Raw genomic sequence first — 17660 nt, 5'->3', positions numbered from 1 at the left:
GTAAAAATGAATATATATAACATTGCTAAAAAGAATCTCAAGAAAAACTTTTCGTTTTATTCATTATATTTGTTTTCTGTAGCTTTTATACTCATGATATTTTTTAGTTTTGTATCTTTTTCTGTGAATGATATTATAATGAATAAAATTTCATCAGATGGAAGAGTAGAAACTATGACAAAAACTATTTCAATTTTTATAATTTCATTTGTATTATTCTATATGCTTTACTCAAATAGATTTTTTATAAGACGTAGAATGAGAGAGCTTGGCATATACACCTTGATGGGATATAGAAAATCAAGTATATTAAAATTAGTTATGATTGAAAATATATTTATTTGCATGATTGCTTTTATTATAGGTGTTTTAGCTGGTTCATTATTACATAAGTTTGTTATACATGTAATTGTGCATTCATTAAATTTAAATGTAGATAGTTCAAAGATACCTTTTTTCAATGTAAATGCTGTTATTTCTAGTATATTATTTTTAATTGTTATATTACTTGTACTATATTTTTCAAATTGGAAATTGATTCGAAGAAATTCTCTTCTTAATTTAGTCAAAATAGAACGAAACGAAGAAAAACAGATTATAATAAGACCTTTGATAGCTTTTATAGGTATTTTTATGCTTGTATTAGGATATGTACTAGCTTTTGATATGACTAGAGGAAAGGATTCTGTTTGGTATAGTATTGGTTTTTCTCCAATTGCTATATTGACCTTACTTTGCGTAGTTGTTGGAACTGTTTTTTTTATAAATTCATTTTTACCTTATATTATTAGAATATTAAAAACTAAAAAAAATCATTTTTATAGAGAAATACAGATTATTACAATTCCTAAGTTTATTTACTCCATACGTTCTAATGCAAAAACATTAATTTTATTAACTTTGTTGTCAGCAGGAACATTATGTATATTTGCGTCAACTGTTTTATCAATTTATTATCCTGTAGTAGCAGTTTCTCGTATAGTACCTTCTGCTATTGAGTTTAAGTTAGAAGAAAAAAGTAATGTTGATAAAATTATTAATGCTGTAAGAGATTATGAATTAATAGAAAACCTTAAATACAGAGAAACAAATATTATAAAAGTAAATTCTTCATCAAAAAATTTACCGATTGAGTATTCTATTGGCAAAGACAAAGGAAGAATCTCTGGATTTGACTGTATATCAGAGTCTGATTATATAGAATTAATTAAACAACAAGGGAAAAAATTTGATTTAAAACCTCTGAATTATAATGAAAGTGTATTAGTAAAATATAGACCAAGTGAAGAGAATGTGGATAAAGGGAAAATCCTTAATTTAGATTTATATTCAGATAAAAAGGTAGATGTGGTTATAAAGGATACTACATTAGATAATCCAATTAGTTTTTCAAATAGTATTGGAACATTAATAGTGTCGGATAAACTATATAATGAAATATCTAGATACAATAATCTATCAAGAAATTCTATTATAAGTATTGATGGAAAAGATATGAGAGATAATAAAGAAATTTATGAAAAACTTAAAAATTTATTAAAGAATAATCCATATTTTATAAGTGCTTATCAAAGAAAATTTGAAATTGTGCATGAGAGTAGTTCAACTTTTTTATTGATTAGCTTTCTTTCTGTTATATTTTTTATTGCTACAGGAAGTATGCTGTATTTTCACAGTATTTCTAATGCCATTTATGATAGAAATAGTTTTAATATATTGAGTAAAATAGGATATAGTCAAAAAAATATAAAGAAAATAATTAAGAATCAGATTTTAGTGTTTTTTTCGATACCATATGTATTAGGAATGGCACATAGTATATTTGGATTAATTGCTTACAAATCTGCTTTAATAGATAACATATTAGGAAATAATACACCTATAATAATTCCAATAGTATTTGCAAGTGTCATATTTACACTAGTATATATAGGATATTACATTTTAACAAAGTATTCATGTTATAAAATAGTGCTTAAAAAATAGCATTAAAAATTTTATAAAATATTTGGAAAATAGAAGATAAGCATCTTGTATATAAATTAATTTACAAGTTATGTAATGTTATCATATAATTAATTATCAGAAAGGAGTTAATATGTTCAAAGTCAGTTATAATAAAAGAAAGATTTTCATATTAATAAATCAATTATTGATAATATTATTTCTAATTTATGAATTTTTTAATAATAAAAATATTAAAAGTATTTCCATTTTCACTCTCTTACTTGTATCTATTATAGTTGTTAATATAATGTACATTGAATTAATTAACTTGAAACAAAATAGAGTGCTCGTACAATTTACAAACTTGCTTGTTTTGCTTTCTTGGTATTTTTTATTTTTATTTGATAATAGTAAAATATCTTCTGAATTAATTTTTTTCCTAAGTCCGATTATTGTTTTTGAAAGTGTAAGATTTTTATTTGTATTTTTCTTTCAAGATTACAAATACAACTACCAGAAAGGCTTAGAATTTATATTGAAACTTATGTGTGCTTTGACAGTCGTTTCAAAATTTATTGATAATCATCTGTTTGCACTACTTTATTTATTACAAATAATTATAAGTTTGATAAGCTTTATATTCTTAATAGTCTTATATAAAAAAACTGTGATACTTGTTTTAAAGTGTGAGAAAAGAAATTTTATATATTCAGCTATTTTATTATTTATATTCCTTGTATATGCTATAGTTTTTTCTAAAAAACAGGAATATGTTGAGAATCTAGGAATGTATTTAATTATATCATTAGCCATATTTAGTATCCATAATATTGCTATAAAAGATAAAGGTTATATAAAACAAAATACTATGCTAAATGGTAAGAAAAGATTGATTTTTATTTCTTTAATAAGTGTATTTTTCGTTGGAATTGGAAAACTATTAGACCTTAATATAATTACATATTTTATAATAATACATTGTATATTTTGGTTTACTCTACTTTACTTTATTTTAATTTACACAAACATTGATGATATCATATGTAATAAAAATTCAGTAAAAAAATTTAGTGTGCAAGAAAGTAACTTAATAAATAATCTAATGCAGATATATAAAGAGGAAGAGCTTAAAAAGGATTTTTCTAATTATCTACATGATGAAGTATTACAAGATTTACTGTCAATTAAAAATATGATGAAAAAATCTGAAAATCCAGATGTAAAATATATAATCGTAAGTACATTAGAAAAATTAAATCTATCTATTCGCAATCAAATGCAGGATTATCATCCAATATTGTTAAAAACACTTACATTAAAAGAAAATATAGAAAATATGTTTGTTATGGTTAGAGGTAATTATTTATCTAAAAATATAGAAATTTGTTTTACATGTGAAGATAATATATTTTTGGCTGAACCATATAATTTTATTATATACCGTATATTAAAAGAGCTAGTAACAAATGCTTTTAAACATTCAAATTGCTCTAAAATCGAAATTTCACTAATTCAAAAAAATAAAGATATAATTCTTTCAGTATTAGATAACGGAGTGGGAGTGGAAAGTGAATATGATTTAATAAGATATCAAAATAATGGGCTATCTTCTATTCAAGAACAATTACACAGATTAAATGGTGTTTTTAATATTGATAAGACAGCTTCTGGGTTTAGTATTGTTGTAAAAATTCCTATGGAAGGAGAGAATTATTATAAATATTTTATTAATAGATGACCATGTGTTATTTGCAAAAAGCTTAGAAATTGCATTAGAAGATTATACTGAAATAGAAAAATTTATTTATATTAAAGATATTTCCCAGGTAATTTCAATAATTAAAAATGAAAAACCAGATATAATTCTTATTGATATTAATTTAGGAAAAATTGATAATGATGGGTTGTCTTTAGCAAAAGACATTATAAGAATAATACCTAAAGTAAAAATAGTCATGTTAACGGGTTATGATTTGCCTGTATATAAGTATGAAACTCAAAAAATGGGTGCAAAAGGCTTTATAAATAAAAATATTGAGCCAGATAAATTTATTGAAATATTAAATCAGATTCAAAATGGATATAATTATTTTCCCAATGAAATAAAATATATTGAAGAGCTAACACATAGAGAAAAATTAATATTGCAATTTCTATATAATGGAGTTAAGAGAAAAGATATAGCAACTCAATTATACTTAAGTGAGCGAACAGTATCTAATCATATCCAAAACATTTTTGATAAACTAAATGTATCTTCTTCATTAGAAGCTGTCACAAAGGGAGTTCAGCTTGGATATATTAAACTCAATATGCAATAAGAGAAGTTTGTAGCTCAGTAAATGTATTTGATTGTAAATTTTCATCTAATATAATAATTAAATTTAAGTAGAAATTTTTATCATTTAAAATATATATAAAAAGGCTATCTAAAATAAAATTTTAAGATAGCCTTTTTGTTAACATATTTTCATAAATCCAATAATTAGTAAAATCAAACCGCTTAACCAAGATAAATTTAGATTTATATTTTTAACAAATACATTTCCTAGTAAACAACCAAATGATACTGCTAATATATTTGAAATTAGAGAAAATAAGATAACTTGTATATAATTTACACCTACAAGACCACTTCCAAATCCAATAGCTAATCCATCTAAGCTTAAAGCAAGTGCAAGTGTAAATGCTTCAGCAGATTTAAGAATTTTAGATTTATTTGTATCTAAAGTGTCAGGTTCAACACTAACATTAAAATTTAACTTAAGGTCTAGCATATTAAAATTATAATCTTTTGAATGTATGGATTTTTTTTTGAAATAAGATTTAAAGAAACTCTCAACTAATCGAGAACTTCCTAATAAAAATAAAATTAAAAAGCATATCAACATTGTTATATTTTGAGGTAAAAAGTCTCTAGCTATTGTACCTGCAAAAAGTGATATTGCCAAAATTGCTGAAGAAACCACACTAATAATCATATTTGAATATAAAGGAACTTTAACTTTATTTACGCCATATCCAAAACTTGTTACAAAGGCATCTATACAAAGAGAAGTTACTAATAAAATTGATTCAATCACAGTAGATTAACATCCTTTCTCTTAAATTTTATACTTATATAGTTATAGTATTGTAAAAAGAGATAAATTGTTACAGATAAACCAATAGAATGTTGATAGAATTTCAACATTTTGTAACACCTAAAAAACAAAAAATTCATATTATATAATATAAAACCAAACATAATAAAGCAGGTGAAAATAATGGAGCAACATATTGAGGTTGAGAGTTTTGGTAATCTATTGAAGGCATTACTAAAAGAAAAATCAATATCAATGGGAGCGTTGAGTAAAAAAAGCGGAATTGATAAATCTACTATATCTCGCATAGCAAATAATAAACAAAAACCGAATATAAATCACCTAGAAAAGATTGCAATACACTTAAATGTAAATTTAGAAGAGTTATTAAAAGCATCAGGATATGAGTTTAAAAACAGTAATAATAAACAAATTTTTAATATAGATAGCGATTTTAGTAACTTTGATGATGTACTTGGATTTGCAAATTTAATTAATGATAAAAATTTCAACGGAAATATTGAGAAAGAGTTAAGTAAATGTGAATTATATGTTCAAACAGATGAAGGGAAAAAATTACTTTTTGATAGTTTTAGTAAAAAAATAGATTCTATAGAAAAACAAGGACAATTTACAGATAGACTGAGGGACATGTATGCTGAATTTTGTACAGGAAAATTAGGAATAAAAAAATATTTATTGACTGGAAGTATGCTGCTTTACTTTGTTATATCAACGGATGTTATTCCAGACTTTGTATTTCCAATAGGATTTATCGATGACTTAGTAGCATTAAATATGATTACAAAACTACTTAGAAAAGATAAGTAGTTTTGTAATTGTACTACTCTATGGGGATGACAAACAAAGATACTGAGTATAGATAAATTTTAATGTTTATCTAAGGAGAAATAACTTGAAAATTTTAAAATAAACAATTTAATATATATTTTGTATGTATTTAAGTATATAAAATAAAATAATATCCAAACTAATACAAAATAGTGATAATTTTTTTGTACTGGAGGATATTTATGAATTGCAAATGGATATCTAAAATAGATGAAAGAAAAAAATGTCATAGAGAAGCAGATTCTTCTGGATATTGTATTTTTCACAAAGAGAATAAGTCTAGTGAAGATATAAAACTGATGATGGACAATATATATAAGGAAGAAATAAATGAATTTAATGGATTTATATTTGAGAATGAATTTAATGCAGAAGAAATATTAACTTATGACTATAAATTATTAAATTTTTCTGAAACGATATTTAAAAAAGAAGCAAATTTTAGAAAATATCTTTTTAAAAAAAATGTTATTTTTAACTATACAGATTTCAGGGGTCAAGTATCTTTTAATGCTTGTGTATTTTTAGAAAATTGTGATTTTAATAAAACAAAGTTCAATAAGGTATATATAAATGATAAGATATTTGAAAAAGTAAAATTTAAAGGGCCTGATTTAGTAGTTAATAAAGTAGAAAATTTTCCAAGAATGGATGGAATAATTTTTAGTATGTGTACAAAATTTATACTTAAAAATGTGGAGTATGGAAAAAGTGAATGCAAGCATGGAAAAATAAATTATAGAATAGCTAGAAATCAAGCTACAAAAATTGGAGATTATGAGATGATAGGTCCTTACTATTATAAGGAAAGAATTTATAGTAGCAAAATGATAAAACGTTCTGACTATCCAACTCTCAGCAGTTATTTAGTTGAAAAGTTTTTTGACCAAATAGCGCACTATACTACAGGTTATGGAGAAAAACCATGGAATATATTATTTGTGATTATAGCTATAATAAGTAGTTTTGCCTTATTATATCTATTCGTAGGTATAGAAAGTTCAAACAGTACACTTATAACTTTAAATATAAATAACTTAGGTAATTATTCAGCAAGTGAGATTTTTAAAACATATATAGATTTATGGTATTTTAGTATGGCTACATTTAGTACAGTAGGATACGGAGATATGGTTGCTACAAGTTTGATTGGTAAAGCTTTAGCAGGTATAGAAGTATTTTTAGGAGTTACAATAGGAGCAATTTGGGCATCTGTGATTATTAAGAGAATGATAAGATAATATCTATGTAAATATGGATAGGTATTAATTACTAGATATAAATTGGACTAAAGAGGGAAAATTTAAATATAAATATACTTAATAATCCAAGAAGGTGAAAAAATTGAAAAACGGAATAAAAAAAATTTTAACATTAACTCTAATTCTAGCATTTATAATACCAAATTATTCATATGCTGATGAAAAATCCGTAGACAAATACTCAAAAACATCTATACTTATAGACCAAGAAACAGGTAGAGTCTTGTATGGTAAAGAGCCTGATATGAAGGTACCTTTAGCAAGTTTAAGTAAGATGATGACTTTTTTACTTGCAATAGAGGCTATTGAAAATAAAGAAGTAAAAGAAACTGACACAATAAAGATAGACAAGTCTATTGCTTCAGTGAAAGGTTCAAGCTATAAACTAAAAGTTGGTGAAGAAGTACCACTTATAGAACTTATGAGAGGTCTTATGATTGTATCAGGAAATGATGCAGCAATTGCTATAGCAAAACATATTTGCAAATCTAAAGAGGCATTTGTAGATAGGATGAACAAAAAAGCAAAAGAAATAGGAATGACTAATACTCATTTTTTAAATCCAAATGGTCTTCCAATATATGATTTAAGTAATCCCAAAAAACCAGCAAAAGAAAATATATCTACTGCAAGAGATATATCTATTCTTGGAAAATACATGTTTGACCATTATGAAAAGCAAGTAACAGCTATAACTGATATGGAAACCTATACGAACTCAGATAGAAGCTTTGAAAAAAGCAATACAAATGCATTATTGAGAATTATACCTGAAGTTGATGGTATAAAAACAGGGTACACTGGGAATGCTGGCTATTGTTTATCATTTTCTATGATTGTTAATAAGAATGAAAAAAATGAAAAAAAACGTAGAGTAATAGGCGTTGTATTAGGTGCTAATCATAAAGATAAAAGAATATCCTCTTCTTTGGCTATGTTAAAATATGGAAAAGAGAATTTTAATATGAAAAAAGTAATTGATAAAGATAGCTTTATTGGTAAGAAATATATAAAAGGAATGAAAGAACTAGAGGTTACTTTAAAAGCCAAAAATGAACTTTATACAATATTAAAAAATGATGAAAATATAAAATCTGAAGTAAAAATTAAAAATATGGAGTATCCTGTTAAAAAAGGTGATACTATGGGTACTATAAAATATTACACTAGTTCAGGTGATTTACTTGGAAGTGTAGATATAGTCAGTGATAATAGTGTTGATAATGTACCACTAAAAACAAAATTAAAAATGAAATTTGCAAATTAAATTCAAAAAAATGGTATAAAATATACAAAAAAATATAAAAATAGAAAATATGGAAAAAATATTGTTATTTTTTCACCTCTATGATATACTACTAGAGGTGAAAAAATAAAATAAATCACACACAGCATTGGGATCCTTAAAAGGTGCCTATTACATGGTTTTTTAGGGAGAAGATCAAGCTGGAGGTATAAAACCAGGAGGTAAATATGTCAGTAATATCAATGAAACAATTATTAGAAGCAGGTGTTCACTTCGGTCACCAAACAAGAAGATGGAACCCTAAAATGGCTAAGTATATATTCACAGAAAGAAATGGAATATATATAATCGACTTACAAAAAACAGTTAAAAAAGTTGAAGAAGCTTACAAGTTCACTAAAGAAGTAGCTGAAACAGGAAAGCCAATTTTATTCGTAGGAACTAAGAAACAAGCTCAAGATGCGATAAAAGATGAAGCTGAAAGATGTGGAATGTACTTTGTTAATGAAAGATGGTTAGGTGGAATGTTAACAAACCACAAAACTATAAAAACTAGAATAAATAAATTAAGAGAATTAGAAAAAATGGAAGAAGAAGGCGTATTTAATGTTCTTCCTAAAAAAGAAGTTATAAAATTAAGAGCTGAAAAAGAAAAACTAGAAAAGTACTTAGGTGGAATAAAAGACATGCCTGAATTACCAGGTGCAATGTTCGTAGTTGACCCAAGAAAAGAAAACATAGCTATTCAAGAAGCTCACAGATTAGGTATACCAGTAGTTGGTATAGTTGATACAAACTGTGACCCAGAACAATTAGACTTTGCTATACCAGGAAATGATGATGCAATAAGAGCCGTAAAATTAATAACTGGTGCTATGGCAACAGCTGTAATTGAAGGTAGACAAGGTGCTGAAGAAGAAGTAGCTGAAGACCAAGAATAATAATTTGACAATTAAATGGTAAGGGTCGCCCTTACCATTTATAATATGGAATAGAATAAGTAGGAGGAAACTTAAAAAATGGCTAATATAACTGCTCAAATGGTAAAAGAGTTAAGAGAAAGTACAGGCGCAGGAATGATGGACTGTAAGAAAGCTTTACAAGAAGCTGAAGGAAATATGGAAAAAGCAGTAGATTTATTAAGAGAAAAAGGATTATCAAAAGCTGCTAAAAAAGCTGGTAGAGTTGCTGCTGAAGGTCTAGTTGCAATAGAAATGAACGATGATAATACAGTTGCTTCTATGGTAGAAGTTAACTCAGAAACAGATTTCGTTGCTAAAAATGAAGACTTCAAAGTGTTCGTTAAAGATGCTGCTTGTATGGCATTAGCTACTGATAAAGAAGATATCGCTTCTTTATTAGGTGAAACTCATAGAGAAGGAATAACTTTACAAGAAGTTTTAAATAATAGAGTTGCAAAAATAGGTGAAAAATTAGACTTTAGAAGATTTGCTAAAGTTGTAACTAATGGACAAGTTGCTGGATATATCCACGGTGGTGGAAAAATAGGTGTTCTTGTTGAAATGGAAACAGAAGCTAGAGATGCTAAAGTTTTAGAATTAGGTAAGGATGTAGCTATGCAAGTTGCTGCTATGAATCCTAAATACGTTTCAAGAGATGAAGTAGATGCTGAATACATAGCACATGAAACAGAAGTATTAACTCAACAAGCATTAAATGAAGGAAAGCCAGCTAATATAGTTGAAAAAATGGTTAAAGGAAGATTAGAAAAAGAATTAAAAGAGGTTTGTTTATTAGAGCAAACTTTCGTTAAAAATCCAGATATAACTGTTAAACAATTAGTTGCTGATGTTGCTAAAGCAGTAGGTTCTGATATAAAAGTTGTTAAAGTTGTGAGATTCGAAGTTGGTGAAGGTATACAAAAGAGAGAAGAAAACTTTGCAGAAGAAGTTGCTAAGCAACTTAAGTAATAACCAAAGAGAGAACACGCAGGTGTTCTCTTTTTTAAAAAATAGAAAAAATGGATATGAAGGATTGAAATAGGAGGTTTCTGATGGATAAACCAATGTACAAAAGGGTATTGTTAAAATTAAGTGGAGAAGCATTAGCGGGAGAAAGAGGTTTTGGTATAAATAATGATGTAGTTAATGATATTGCTATTGCTATTAAAAAAATACAAGAAATAGGTGTTGAGGTGGCTGTAGTTGTAGGTGGCGGAAACTTCTGGAGAGGTAGAACTAGCGAAGGAATGGATAGAACTACTGCTGACTATATAGGTATGTTAGCTACAGTTATGAATGCAATGGCATTACAAGATGCACTAGAAAATATAGACGTTGCTACAAGAGTTCAAACTGCTATAGATATGAGACAAATTGCAGAACCATATATAAGAAGAAGAGCAGTTAGACATTTAGAAAAGGAAAGAGTTGTTATATTTGGTGCAGGAACTGGAAACCCTTACTTTACAACAGATACAACTGCTGCTTTACGTGCTGCTGAAATGGAAGCAGAAGTTATTTTGTTAGCTAAAAATGTTGATGCAGTATATGACAAGGATCCAAAAGTACATGCAGATGCTAAGAAATTTACAGAATTAAGCTATATGGAAGTTATACAAAAAGAATTAAAAGTTATGGATTCTACAGCTACATCTTTATGTATGGATAATAAGATTCCAATAAAGGTATTTGAGCTTACAACGGAGAATATAATAAGAGCAGTAAAAGGTGAAAATATAGGAACTACTGTAAAATAATGAAGAATGAAGGAGGAGTAAAATTATGAAACTAGAAATACATAAGCAGTTAGAAGAGAAAATGAATGGGACAATTGATGCTTTAAAGTTCGAATTTGGAACTATAAGAGCAGGAAGAGCCAATGCACAAATGTTAGACAAAATAAGAGTTGATTATTATGGAACTCCAACTCCAATAAATCAAATTGGTGCTATATCTGTACCAGAGCCAAGAATACTAATGATATCTCCTTGGGATAAATCTGCTATGCATGAAATAGAAAAAGCTATAGCTAACTCAGATTTAGGATTGAATCCATCAAATGATGGTGAAGTTATAAGACTTTCTGTACCAGCTTTAACAGAGGAAAGAAGAAAAGAATTAGCTAAAAAGGCCAGTAAAGCTTCAGAAGAATTTAAAGTTAGAATAAGAAATGAAAGAAGAGACGCCAATGAAAAAATTAAGAAAATGGAAAAAGGCGGAGAAATAACAGAAGATGAATTAAAGAAAGCACAAGATGAAGTTCAAAAAATGACTGATAAATTTATAAAAGAAATAGATACATTATTGGCTAAAAAAGAAAAGGATATAATGGAGGTATAATATTGAAAAAATATTATAACCTTTTAGGTCTTCATATAGATGAGGTAAAACAATATTTTGATGAACAAAATGTAGCTTATACCATAAAATCTATTGAAGGTAAAAAGGATAAAGATAAACTTGTAGTTCCTAGAGTTATAAAAATATCTGAGATAGGTGATAGTGTAGAACTAATAATCACATACTTTTCTGACTCCTTAATTTAAGGAGTCAGAACAATATTGGAGGCAAAATATGAATAACAACATCATGTATGACATAGACTTAAATAACATACCTACTCATATTGCTATTATAATGGATGGGAATGGAAGATGGGCAAAATCCAGATTTCTTCCAAGAACTGCAGGACATAAGGCTGGAGTAGAAACTATAAGAGATATAGTTAAAGAATGTTCAAATTTAGGTGTTAAGCACTTGACACTATATGCATTTTCAACAGAAAATTGGAAAAGACCAAAACTTGAAGTTGATACACTTATGAACTTATTATCTACATACTTAAGAAATGAAATAGCTGAACTGCATCAAAATAATGTAAAAGTAACAGCTATAGGAGAGATAAGTGCTTTACCAAAAACTTGTATAAGAGAATTAAATTCAGCTAAGGAAATAACAAAAGACAATACAGGAGTTAACTTAAATTTAGCATTGAACTATGGAAGTAGGGCAGATATAAAAAATGCTCTTATAGATATAGTAAAAAATTGTGAAAGTGGTAAAATAGATATAAACAATATTGATGAAGATATTATAAAAAACTATTTAAGCACAAAGTCTATACCAGATCCAGACTTGGTCATAAGAACAAGTGGGGAACAAAGATTGAGTAACTTTTTACTTTGGGAAGTTGCTTATTCTGAGTTTTACTTTACTGATATACATTGGCCTGATTTCAACAAAGAAGAATTACAAAAGGCTATATATTTATATCAAAAAAGAGATAGAAGATTTGGAGGACTTAAGTAAGGAGATTATTTTATGCTTACAAGAATTATTGCTTCACTAGCTCTGGTTCCATTATTTCTATTTGTTGTATATGGAGGGATTCCTCTTTATATAGCTGAGATGGCAATAGTTTATATTGCATTACATGAATTTTATAAAGCATTTAAAATAAAAGATATACATCCAATATTTATTATAGGGTATATATTTTCTATTTATTTAGCTGTAAAAAATATTTTTAACTTACCATTGGAATATACTTATGCAGTGCTTTTCATTTTATTTTTAGCAAGTATAATTTATATGTTGATGGGCAAAAGCAATGTTATAGATGTTTCGATTACATTTTTAGGAGTTTTTTATATAGGAGTATTTTTAGATTTTATAGTTATAACTATAAATAGCTTTGAAAGAGGGAATATCTATGTATGGCTTATATTTGTAATATCTTTTATGACAGATATATTTGCATATTTTAGTGGCTATTTACTTGGCAAACATAAGTTAATCCCTAAAGTGAGTCCTAAAAAGACTGTAGAAGGAGCTATTGGAGGAATAATAGGAAGTACACTTTGTTGTATTTTATTTGGGTATTTATTTGGTATTGATTTGCTTCAATTGGCTATAATAGGAAGCATAGGAAGTATAATAGCTCAATTAGGAGATTTATTTGCATCCTCAATAAAGAGATATGTAGGGATAAAGGATTATGGAAAGATAATACCTGGTCATGGGGGTATATTAGATAGATTCGATAGTGTTATATTAGTAGCGCCTTTTGTATATAATACTATTAAATTTTTTATTAGATAAAGATTGGTTGGTTTTAAAAAGGCAGTCTATAATTGCTAGTAATGAAAATAGCTATGTAACTTTTAAAAAGCAGAAGAATTCTGTGAGTATTTAGTTACATGGCTATTTTCATTTTTTTATAATTTAGAAAATATTGTAAAAAATCTTTTTTTATTTAATAATTTCGACATTTTTAAATATAGTATCTTTTTATAAGCTATATATCTGAATATAACTAATTTATTCTCAATTATAAATTTTATTTTTATGTATAATTAATAAGTCATAAGTATATTATTGATTTTATTTGATAAGTATGGGTATAATTTAAGTAATATATCAAAAAAAAGGAAAATATTTCCAAAATATGATAAAATAAATTCAAATAGTTAAATTCTCAATAAATAATATATTTTAATTGTTTATTGAAATATATTAGGTACTCCATCTTCAACATCATCAAGTTGATGATGTAAATTTAAAGTATACCAGTATAAAAATAGCTTTTGAATTAGGTAAGAATTTATTATATATATATAAATTTTCATAACTAGAAAATATGATTGGAATTAAAAAAATAATAGAAAAAAGTTTATTTCGAGAAGTTAAAGCAATTTAGGGGGGATGGATTAATAGGCATGTTAACTAATAATATTATAGACAAATTAACGAATTTAAATGGAAATTACAATTTGAGAATGATGCTTTCAAGTCTAGAAACACAGAAAAAGCCATATGGTATTATGTTTATTGGAATTGATGATTTCGAACAAATTAATAACTTATATTCTTATTCATTTGGAGATAGGGTTTTAAAAAAGTTTTCTAAATCTATTTTACCTTTTTTACCTGAAGATATAAGTTTATATAGATTAGATGGAAATGGTTTTGGAATTTTGTATCCAAATGGAGATTGTTATGAATTAACAAAACTCTTTAATAGGTTTCAAGATATCGCACAATGTATAAAACAGATTAATGGACATGCTATTTCATTTACTATATCAGGAAGTATTTGCTTTTATCCAAAAGATGGTATAGATTGTGATACATTATACCAAAATGCACGTGTTACATTTGAAAAAGCAAAAAAGCAAGGGAAAAAAACACTAATTGTCTATTCAAAAGATGAGTTGACTTTTTCGCAGTATTCTATACAGTTGATAGAGTATCTAAGAGAAAGTGTATTAAATAATTTTAAAGGATTTTATTTAAATTATCAACCACTTATTTTTAACAATAGTAAGAAACTATATGGATGCGAAGTATTGCTTCGTTGGAGAAATCCTAATTTTGAAATGAAACTTGGTCCAACTGAATTTATACCTTTTTTAGAATCTTCTGGGCTTATGGATACAGTTAGTCAATGGGTAATTAAAACAGCTTTAAAGCAATTAAAAGTATGGACAAAATATATGCCAAATTTCAATATGAATATAAATGTGTCATATCAGCAGCTTGAAGACCCTAGCTTCAAGTTTTTTATTTTAGACACTATAAAGCAAGAGGGTATATCTCCATCTCTGATTACATTGGAATTAACAGAAAATAATAACATAAAACAAATAGAAGAAATAAGGAGTTCTTTTGATTTTCTTCGAAGTCAAGGTATTAAGATTACATTCGACAGCTTTGGAGCAAAACATTCATCTTTAGAAATTTTTCGTGAACTAAGTGCTGATTCTTTAAAAATTAATCATACTCTTTTAAACCGTATTACATATGATGTAATAGACCAAAAAATCGTCTCTCAAATTATTAATCTATGTCATAGTATGAATATGTCCGTTTATGTGGAAGGAATTGAAAATAAAGAAACTTTAAAAATAATTGAACAGATGAGACCAGAAATATTGCAAGGATTTTATTATAATGAGCCTATAAACGCAGAGAAGTTTTATGAGCATTACTTTGAAAAGAATATTGAGAGCATTAATTATCAGGAAGATGTTATATCAAAAGAACTTTCTATAGAAAAAGAAAAAAGTATGGTATATTCTGCCTTTACTCCAACACATTCAATGAATATAAAAGAATTGGTTGATAATGCTTATGCAGGCATATTTCAAGTAGGAATGAACCCTGAATTTACTTTTCTTACATGTAATGAAGGCTATAGAAGGATGTTAGGTTATACCATTAAAGAGATGGAAGAAAAATTTAAAAATCAAGCATTAGGATTTGTGCATCCAGATGATATGGAATATGTGAATTATGAAATTAGAAGGCAACTTGGAATTAGCGATGTAGTTACAATTGAATTTAGGGTAGTAAAATCTGATGGAACTCCTATATGGATACTTGGAACAGGCAATGTAGTAAAAGGTAAGCAGGGTTCTAAAAGTTTAATTGTAGTCATAATAGAAAATGATAGGCTTAAGAAAAGGTCTTTAGAGATGGAAGAATCCTATTGGAAATACAGAAGAGTTTTAGATAATATTCCTGCTTGTGTAAAATGTATCCATTTTGATGAAAATTTTACTTTAGATTATATTTCTCCTAGCTTTATATCATTGATAGGTTATACAGAAAAAGAAATTAAAAGTAAGTTTGATGGAAAGTATATCAATTTAATTATAGAAGAAGATAGAAGAGTTGTACTTGGAGATATGATAAGCCAAGTTAATTCTGGAGATATAGTTACACTTCATTATCATATTAGATGTAAAGATAATCGTTTGATTTCTTTAGAAACGATTTCTAGATTATGTGAAAATGATAAAGATGGCAAGAAGTACTTTTATTCAAGTATTGTGGATGTAACAGAGGCAACAGATGTAACTTCTGAAAAAAGTGATAAAAAATCTAATAGACTTGTTAATCGCTATCAAACAGCCTTAAAACAATGGGGAGATATATTATTTGAATATAGTTTTAAGGATGGTACAATAACATTTTCTGATAACTATTATAGTATATTTGAGATAGAACCAAGAGGAACAATTTCTGAACAATTATCAAATATTTATGAAGAAGACCATCAGATTTTACTTGACGCTTTAGAAAATGCACGTATTGGTAATAAGCCAGAAGCAATAGAGATACGTATACGTTCTAAAGATAACGTACATTTATGGTGTTCTATAGTATTTAATGAACCTGATAAGATTGGAGATGCTACTATATCGATACTAGGTAAAATAAGAAATATTGATGAAGAAAAGAGAGAGTATAATAAGTTAATTGAGCAATCTCAAAATGATTTAATGACAGGATTACTAAATAAAAGTACTACTGAGGAAAAGATAAGACACATGTTGCTATCAGTTGATGAAAATAAGAAATATGCATTATTTATGATTGATGTAGATAATTTTAAGGATGTTAATGATACTATGGGGCATGTATTTGGAGATAAAATCTTAATTGAGTTAGCGGAATGTCTAAAAAGTAATTTTAGGAAAACAGATATTGTTGGCCGTGTTGGAGGTGATGAATTTATAGCATTTATGGAGTATAATGGAGATAAAGAAAGCCTGCAAAAAAAAGGTCATGATATATTAAAAAGATTAGATACCACGTTTACATATGATAAATTATGTTTTGAAGTAAGTGTAAGTATAGGTATTTCTAGATACCCAGAAGATGGGAAACAGTTTTACGAGTTGTATCATCGTGCAGATAGTGCATTGTATAGAGCAAAAGAAGAAGGTAAAAATACATATTGTATGTTTTCCATCTAAAAATAAAATCAATCAAACACATGTTACTACAAAGCTTTTGTAATCACCTTTACTAAGCGATTAGTTATTTGTAAGTTATATAGATACATTATAATAGAGGTAACTGAAAGTGCTTTTAATGAAATATCAGAGCCAGTTAATTCAATTTTAGAAAAGCTTACTTAAAGAAACCTTTAATTGAGAAAAAGTCTACAAGTATCATTTAGTACATTATTAAAATGTCACATCGTATAGATATGTATGTTGTATGTTAAGGAATTGAAACTAAGAAAGACTTAGATTTTTTAAAGACTATTAAATGTGATGTGGGACAAGAATTTTATTTTTCTAGACCAATAGAAGAAAAAGAATTTTTTAATAAATATGTGACTGAAAAATAATATAAATATTGTAAAAGTGTAATAAGTACATAACATGCTAGAAGAATTAAAAAATTTGTAATTAAAATTAGCAATAGATAAAAAGCATTAGTAATGTAACTAATGCTTTTTCTTATTGGCTTTATTTAGATTAATAATCATAAGAATAAAATGTTCATATAATAA

At 26.6% G+C, this 17660-nt stretch carries 15 protein-coding genes; 14 read left to right on the top strand and 1 reads right to left on the bottom strand.

Annotated elements, in window-relative coordinates; genetic code table 11:
- Nucleotides 1–6: 6 nt before the first annotated feature.
- The 3 genes from IC214_RS18685 (at nt 7) to IC214_RS18675 (ending at nt 4268) form a co-directional block, all read left to right on the top strand.
- Nucleotides 7–1986 carry an ABC transporter permease gene (locus IC214_RS18685; RefSeq protein ID WP_227866890.1) on the top strand — a complete coding sequence of 660 codons (1980 nt, stop codon included), beginning with the start codon at nt 7–9 and terminating at the stop codon, nt 1984–1986.
- Between the two features lie 628 nt (nt 1987–2614).
- Nucleotides 2615–3685: an ATP-binding protein gene (locus IC214_RS21260; RefSeq protein ID WP_227866889.1), complete on the top strand. Its 1071-nt coding sequence runs from the start codon at nt 2615–2617 to the stop codon at nt 3683–3685.
- 4 nt (nt 3686–3689) lie between these two features.
- The gene (locus tag IC214_RS18675) at nt 3690–4268 is read left to right on the top strand and encodes a LuxR C-terminal-related transcriptional regulator (RefSeq protein WP_413926679.1); all 579 of its coding nucleotides are present in this window, start codon (nt 3690–3692) and stop codon (nt 4266–4268) included.
- Nucleotides 4269–4406: 138 nt separating this feature from the next.
- On the opposite strand, the gene IC214_RS18670 is transcribed toward IC214_RS18675, so the two are convergent.
- Nucleotides 4407–5030 carry a manganese efflux pump gene (locus IC214_RS18670; RefSeq protein WP_227434795.1) on the bottom strand — a complete coding sequence of 208 codons (624 nt, stop codon included), beginning with the start codon at nt 5028–5030 and terminating at the stop codon, nt 4407–4409.
- A 183-nt stretch (nt 5031–5213) separates the two neighbouring features.
- On the opposite strand from IC214_RS18670, the gene IC214_RS18665 reads away from it, so the two are divergent.
- From IC214_RS18665 to IC214_RS18615, 11 genes are all read left to right on the top strand, one after another.
- Nucleotides 5214–5861, top strand: a complete 648-nt coding sequence (locus IC214_RS18665) for a helix-turn-helix domain-containing protein (protein WP_227866888.1) — start codon at nt 5214–5216, stop codon at nt 5859–5861.
- A gap of 203 nt (nt 5862–6064) precedes the next feature.
- A complete protein-coding gene (locus tag IC214_RS18660) occupies nt 6065–7123 on the top strand; it encodes a potassium channel family protein (protein ID WP_227434793.1) in 1059 nt (352 codons plus the stop codon).
- A gap of 103 nt (nt 7124–7226) precedes the next feature.
- Nucleotides 7227–8411, top strand: a complete 1185-nt coding sequence (locus IC214_RS18655) for a D-alanyl-D-alanine carboxypeptidase family protein (RefSeq protein WP_227824021.1) — start codon at nt 7227–7229, stop codon at nt 8409–8411.
- Nucleotides 8412–8617: 206 nt separating this feature from the next.
- Nucleotides 8618–9331 (top strand): 30S ribosomal protein S2, encoded by a 714-nt coding sequence (gene rpsB / locus IC214_RS18650; protein WP_003424537.1) that lies wholly within the window; start codon nt 8618–8620, stop codon nt 9329–9331.
- Between the two features lie 78 nt (nt 9332–9409).
- Nucleotides 9410–10321 carry a translation elongation factor Ts gene (gene tsf / locus IC214_RS18645; protein WP_021384993.1) on the top strand — a complete coding sequence of 304 codons (912 nt, stop codon included), beginning with the start codon at nt 9410–9412 and terminating at the stop codon, nt 10319–10321.
- Between the two features lie 83 nt (nt 10322–10404).
- Complete coding sequence (gene pyrH, locus IC214_RS18640; RefSeq protein WP_003430597.1) at nt 10405–11109, top strand: UMP kinase; 705 nt, start codon at nt 10405–10407, stop codon at nt 11107–11109.
- Nucleotides 11110–11134: 25 nt separating this feature from the next.
- A complete protein-coding gene (frr, locus tag IC214_RS18635; protein ID WP_227434791.1) occupies nt 11135–11692 on the top strand; it encodes a ribosome recycling factor in 558 nt (185 codons plus the stop codon).
- A 2-nt stretch (nt 11693–11694) separates the two neighbouring features.
- Nucleotides 11695–11898: a hypothetical protein gene (locus tag IC214_RS18630; protein WP_227434790.1), complete on the top strand. Its 204-nt coding sequence runs from the start codon at nt 11695–11697 to the stop codon at nt 11896–11898.
- A gap of 28 nt (nt 11899–11926) precedes the next feature.
- Nucleotides 11927–12661 carry an isoprenyl transferase gene (locus IC214_RS18625; protein ID WP_227866887.1) on the top strand — a complete coding sequence of 245 codons (735 nt, stop codon included), beginning with the start codon at nt 11927–11929 and terminating at the stop codon, nt 12659–12661.
- Between the two features lie 12 nt (nt 12662–12673).
- Nucleotides 12674–13453, top strand: coding sequence for a phosphatidate cytidylyltransferase (locus IC214_RS18620; protein ID WP_227434788.1), 780 nt, complete (start codon nt 12674–12676; stop codon nt 13451–13453).
- Nucleotides 13454–14070: 617 nt separating this feature from the next.
- Nucleotides 14071–17115 (top strand): diguanylate cyclase domain-containing protein, encoded by a 3045-nt coding sequence (locus tag IC214_RS18615; protein WP_227866886.1) that lies wholly within the window; start codon nt 14071–14073, stop codon nt 17113–17115.
- Nucleotides 17116–17660: the final 545 nt, after the last annotated feature.

This window comes from Clostridioides sp. ES-S-0190-01 (assembly GCF_020658275.1).
Lineage (GTDB): Bacteria > Bacillota > Clostridia > Peptostreptococcales > Peptostreptococcaceae > Clostridioides.
This window is presented reverse-complemented; position numbering and strand designations above follow the sequence as displayed.

Bases quoted from the DNA above. Each gene is read 5' to 3' on its own strand.
- IC214_RS18685 (WP_227866890.1), top strand. From the start codon at position 7: ATGAATATATATAACATTGCTAAAAAGAATCTCAAGAAAAACTTTTCG.
- IC214_RS18665 (WP_227866888.1), top strand. From the start codon at position 5,214: ATGGAGCAACATATTGAGGTTGAGAGTTTTGGTAATCTATTGAAGGCA.
- IC214_RS18660 (WP_227434793.1), top strand. From the start codon at position 6,065: ATGAATTGCAAATGGATATCTAAAATAGATGAAAGAAAAAAATGTCAT.
- rpsB (WP_003424537.1), top strand. From the start codon at position 8,618: ATGTCAGTAATATCAATGAAACAATTATTAGAAGCAGGTGTTCACTTC.
- tsf (WP_021384993.1), top strand. From the start codon at position 9,410: ATGGCTAATATAACTGCTCAAATGGTAAAAGAGTTAAGAGAAAGTACA.
- pyrH (WP_003430597.1), top strand. From the start codon at position 10,405: ATGGATAAACCAATGTACAAAAGGGTATTGTTAAAATTAAGTGGAGAA.
- frr (WP_227434791.1), top strand. From the start codon at position 11,135: ATGAAACTAGAAATACATAAGCAGTTAGAAGAGAAAATGAATGGGACA.
- IC214_RS18625 (WP_227866887.1), top strand. From the start codon at position 11,927: ATGAATAACAACATCATGTATGACATAGACTTAAATAACATACCTACT.
- IC214_RS18620 (WP_227434788.1), top strand. From the start codon at position 12,674: ATGCTTACAAGAATTATTGCTTCACTAGCTCTGGTTCCATTATTTCTA.
- IC214_RS18615 (WP_227866886.1), top strand. From the start codon at position 14,071: ATGTTAACTAATAATATTATAGACAAATTAACGAATTTAAATGGAAAT.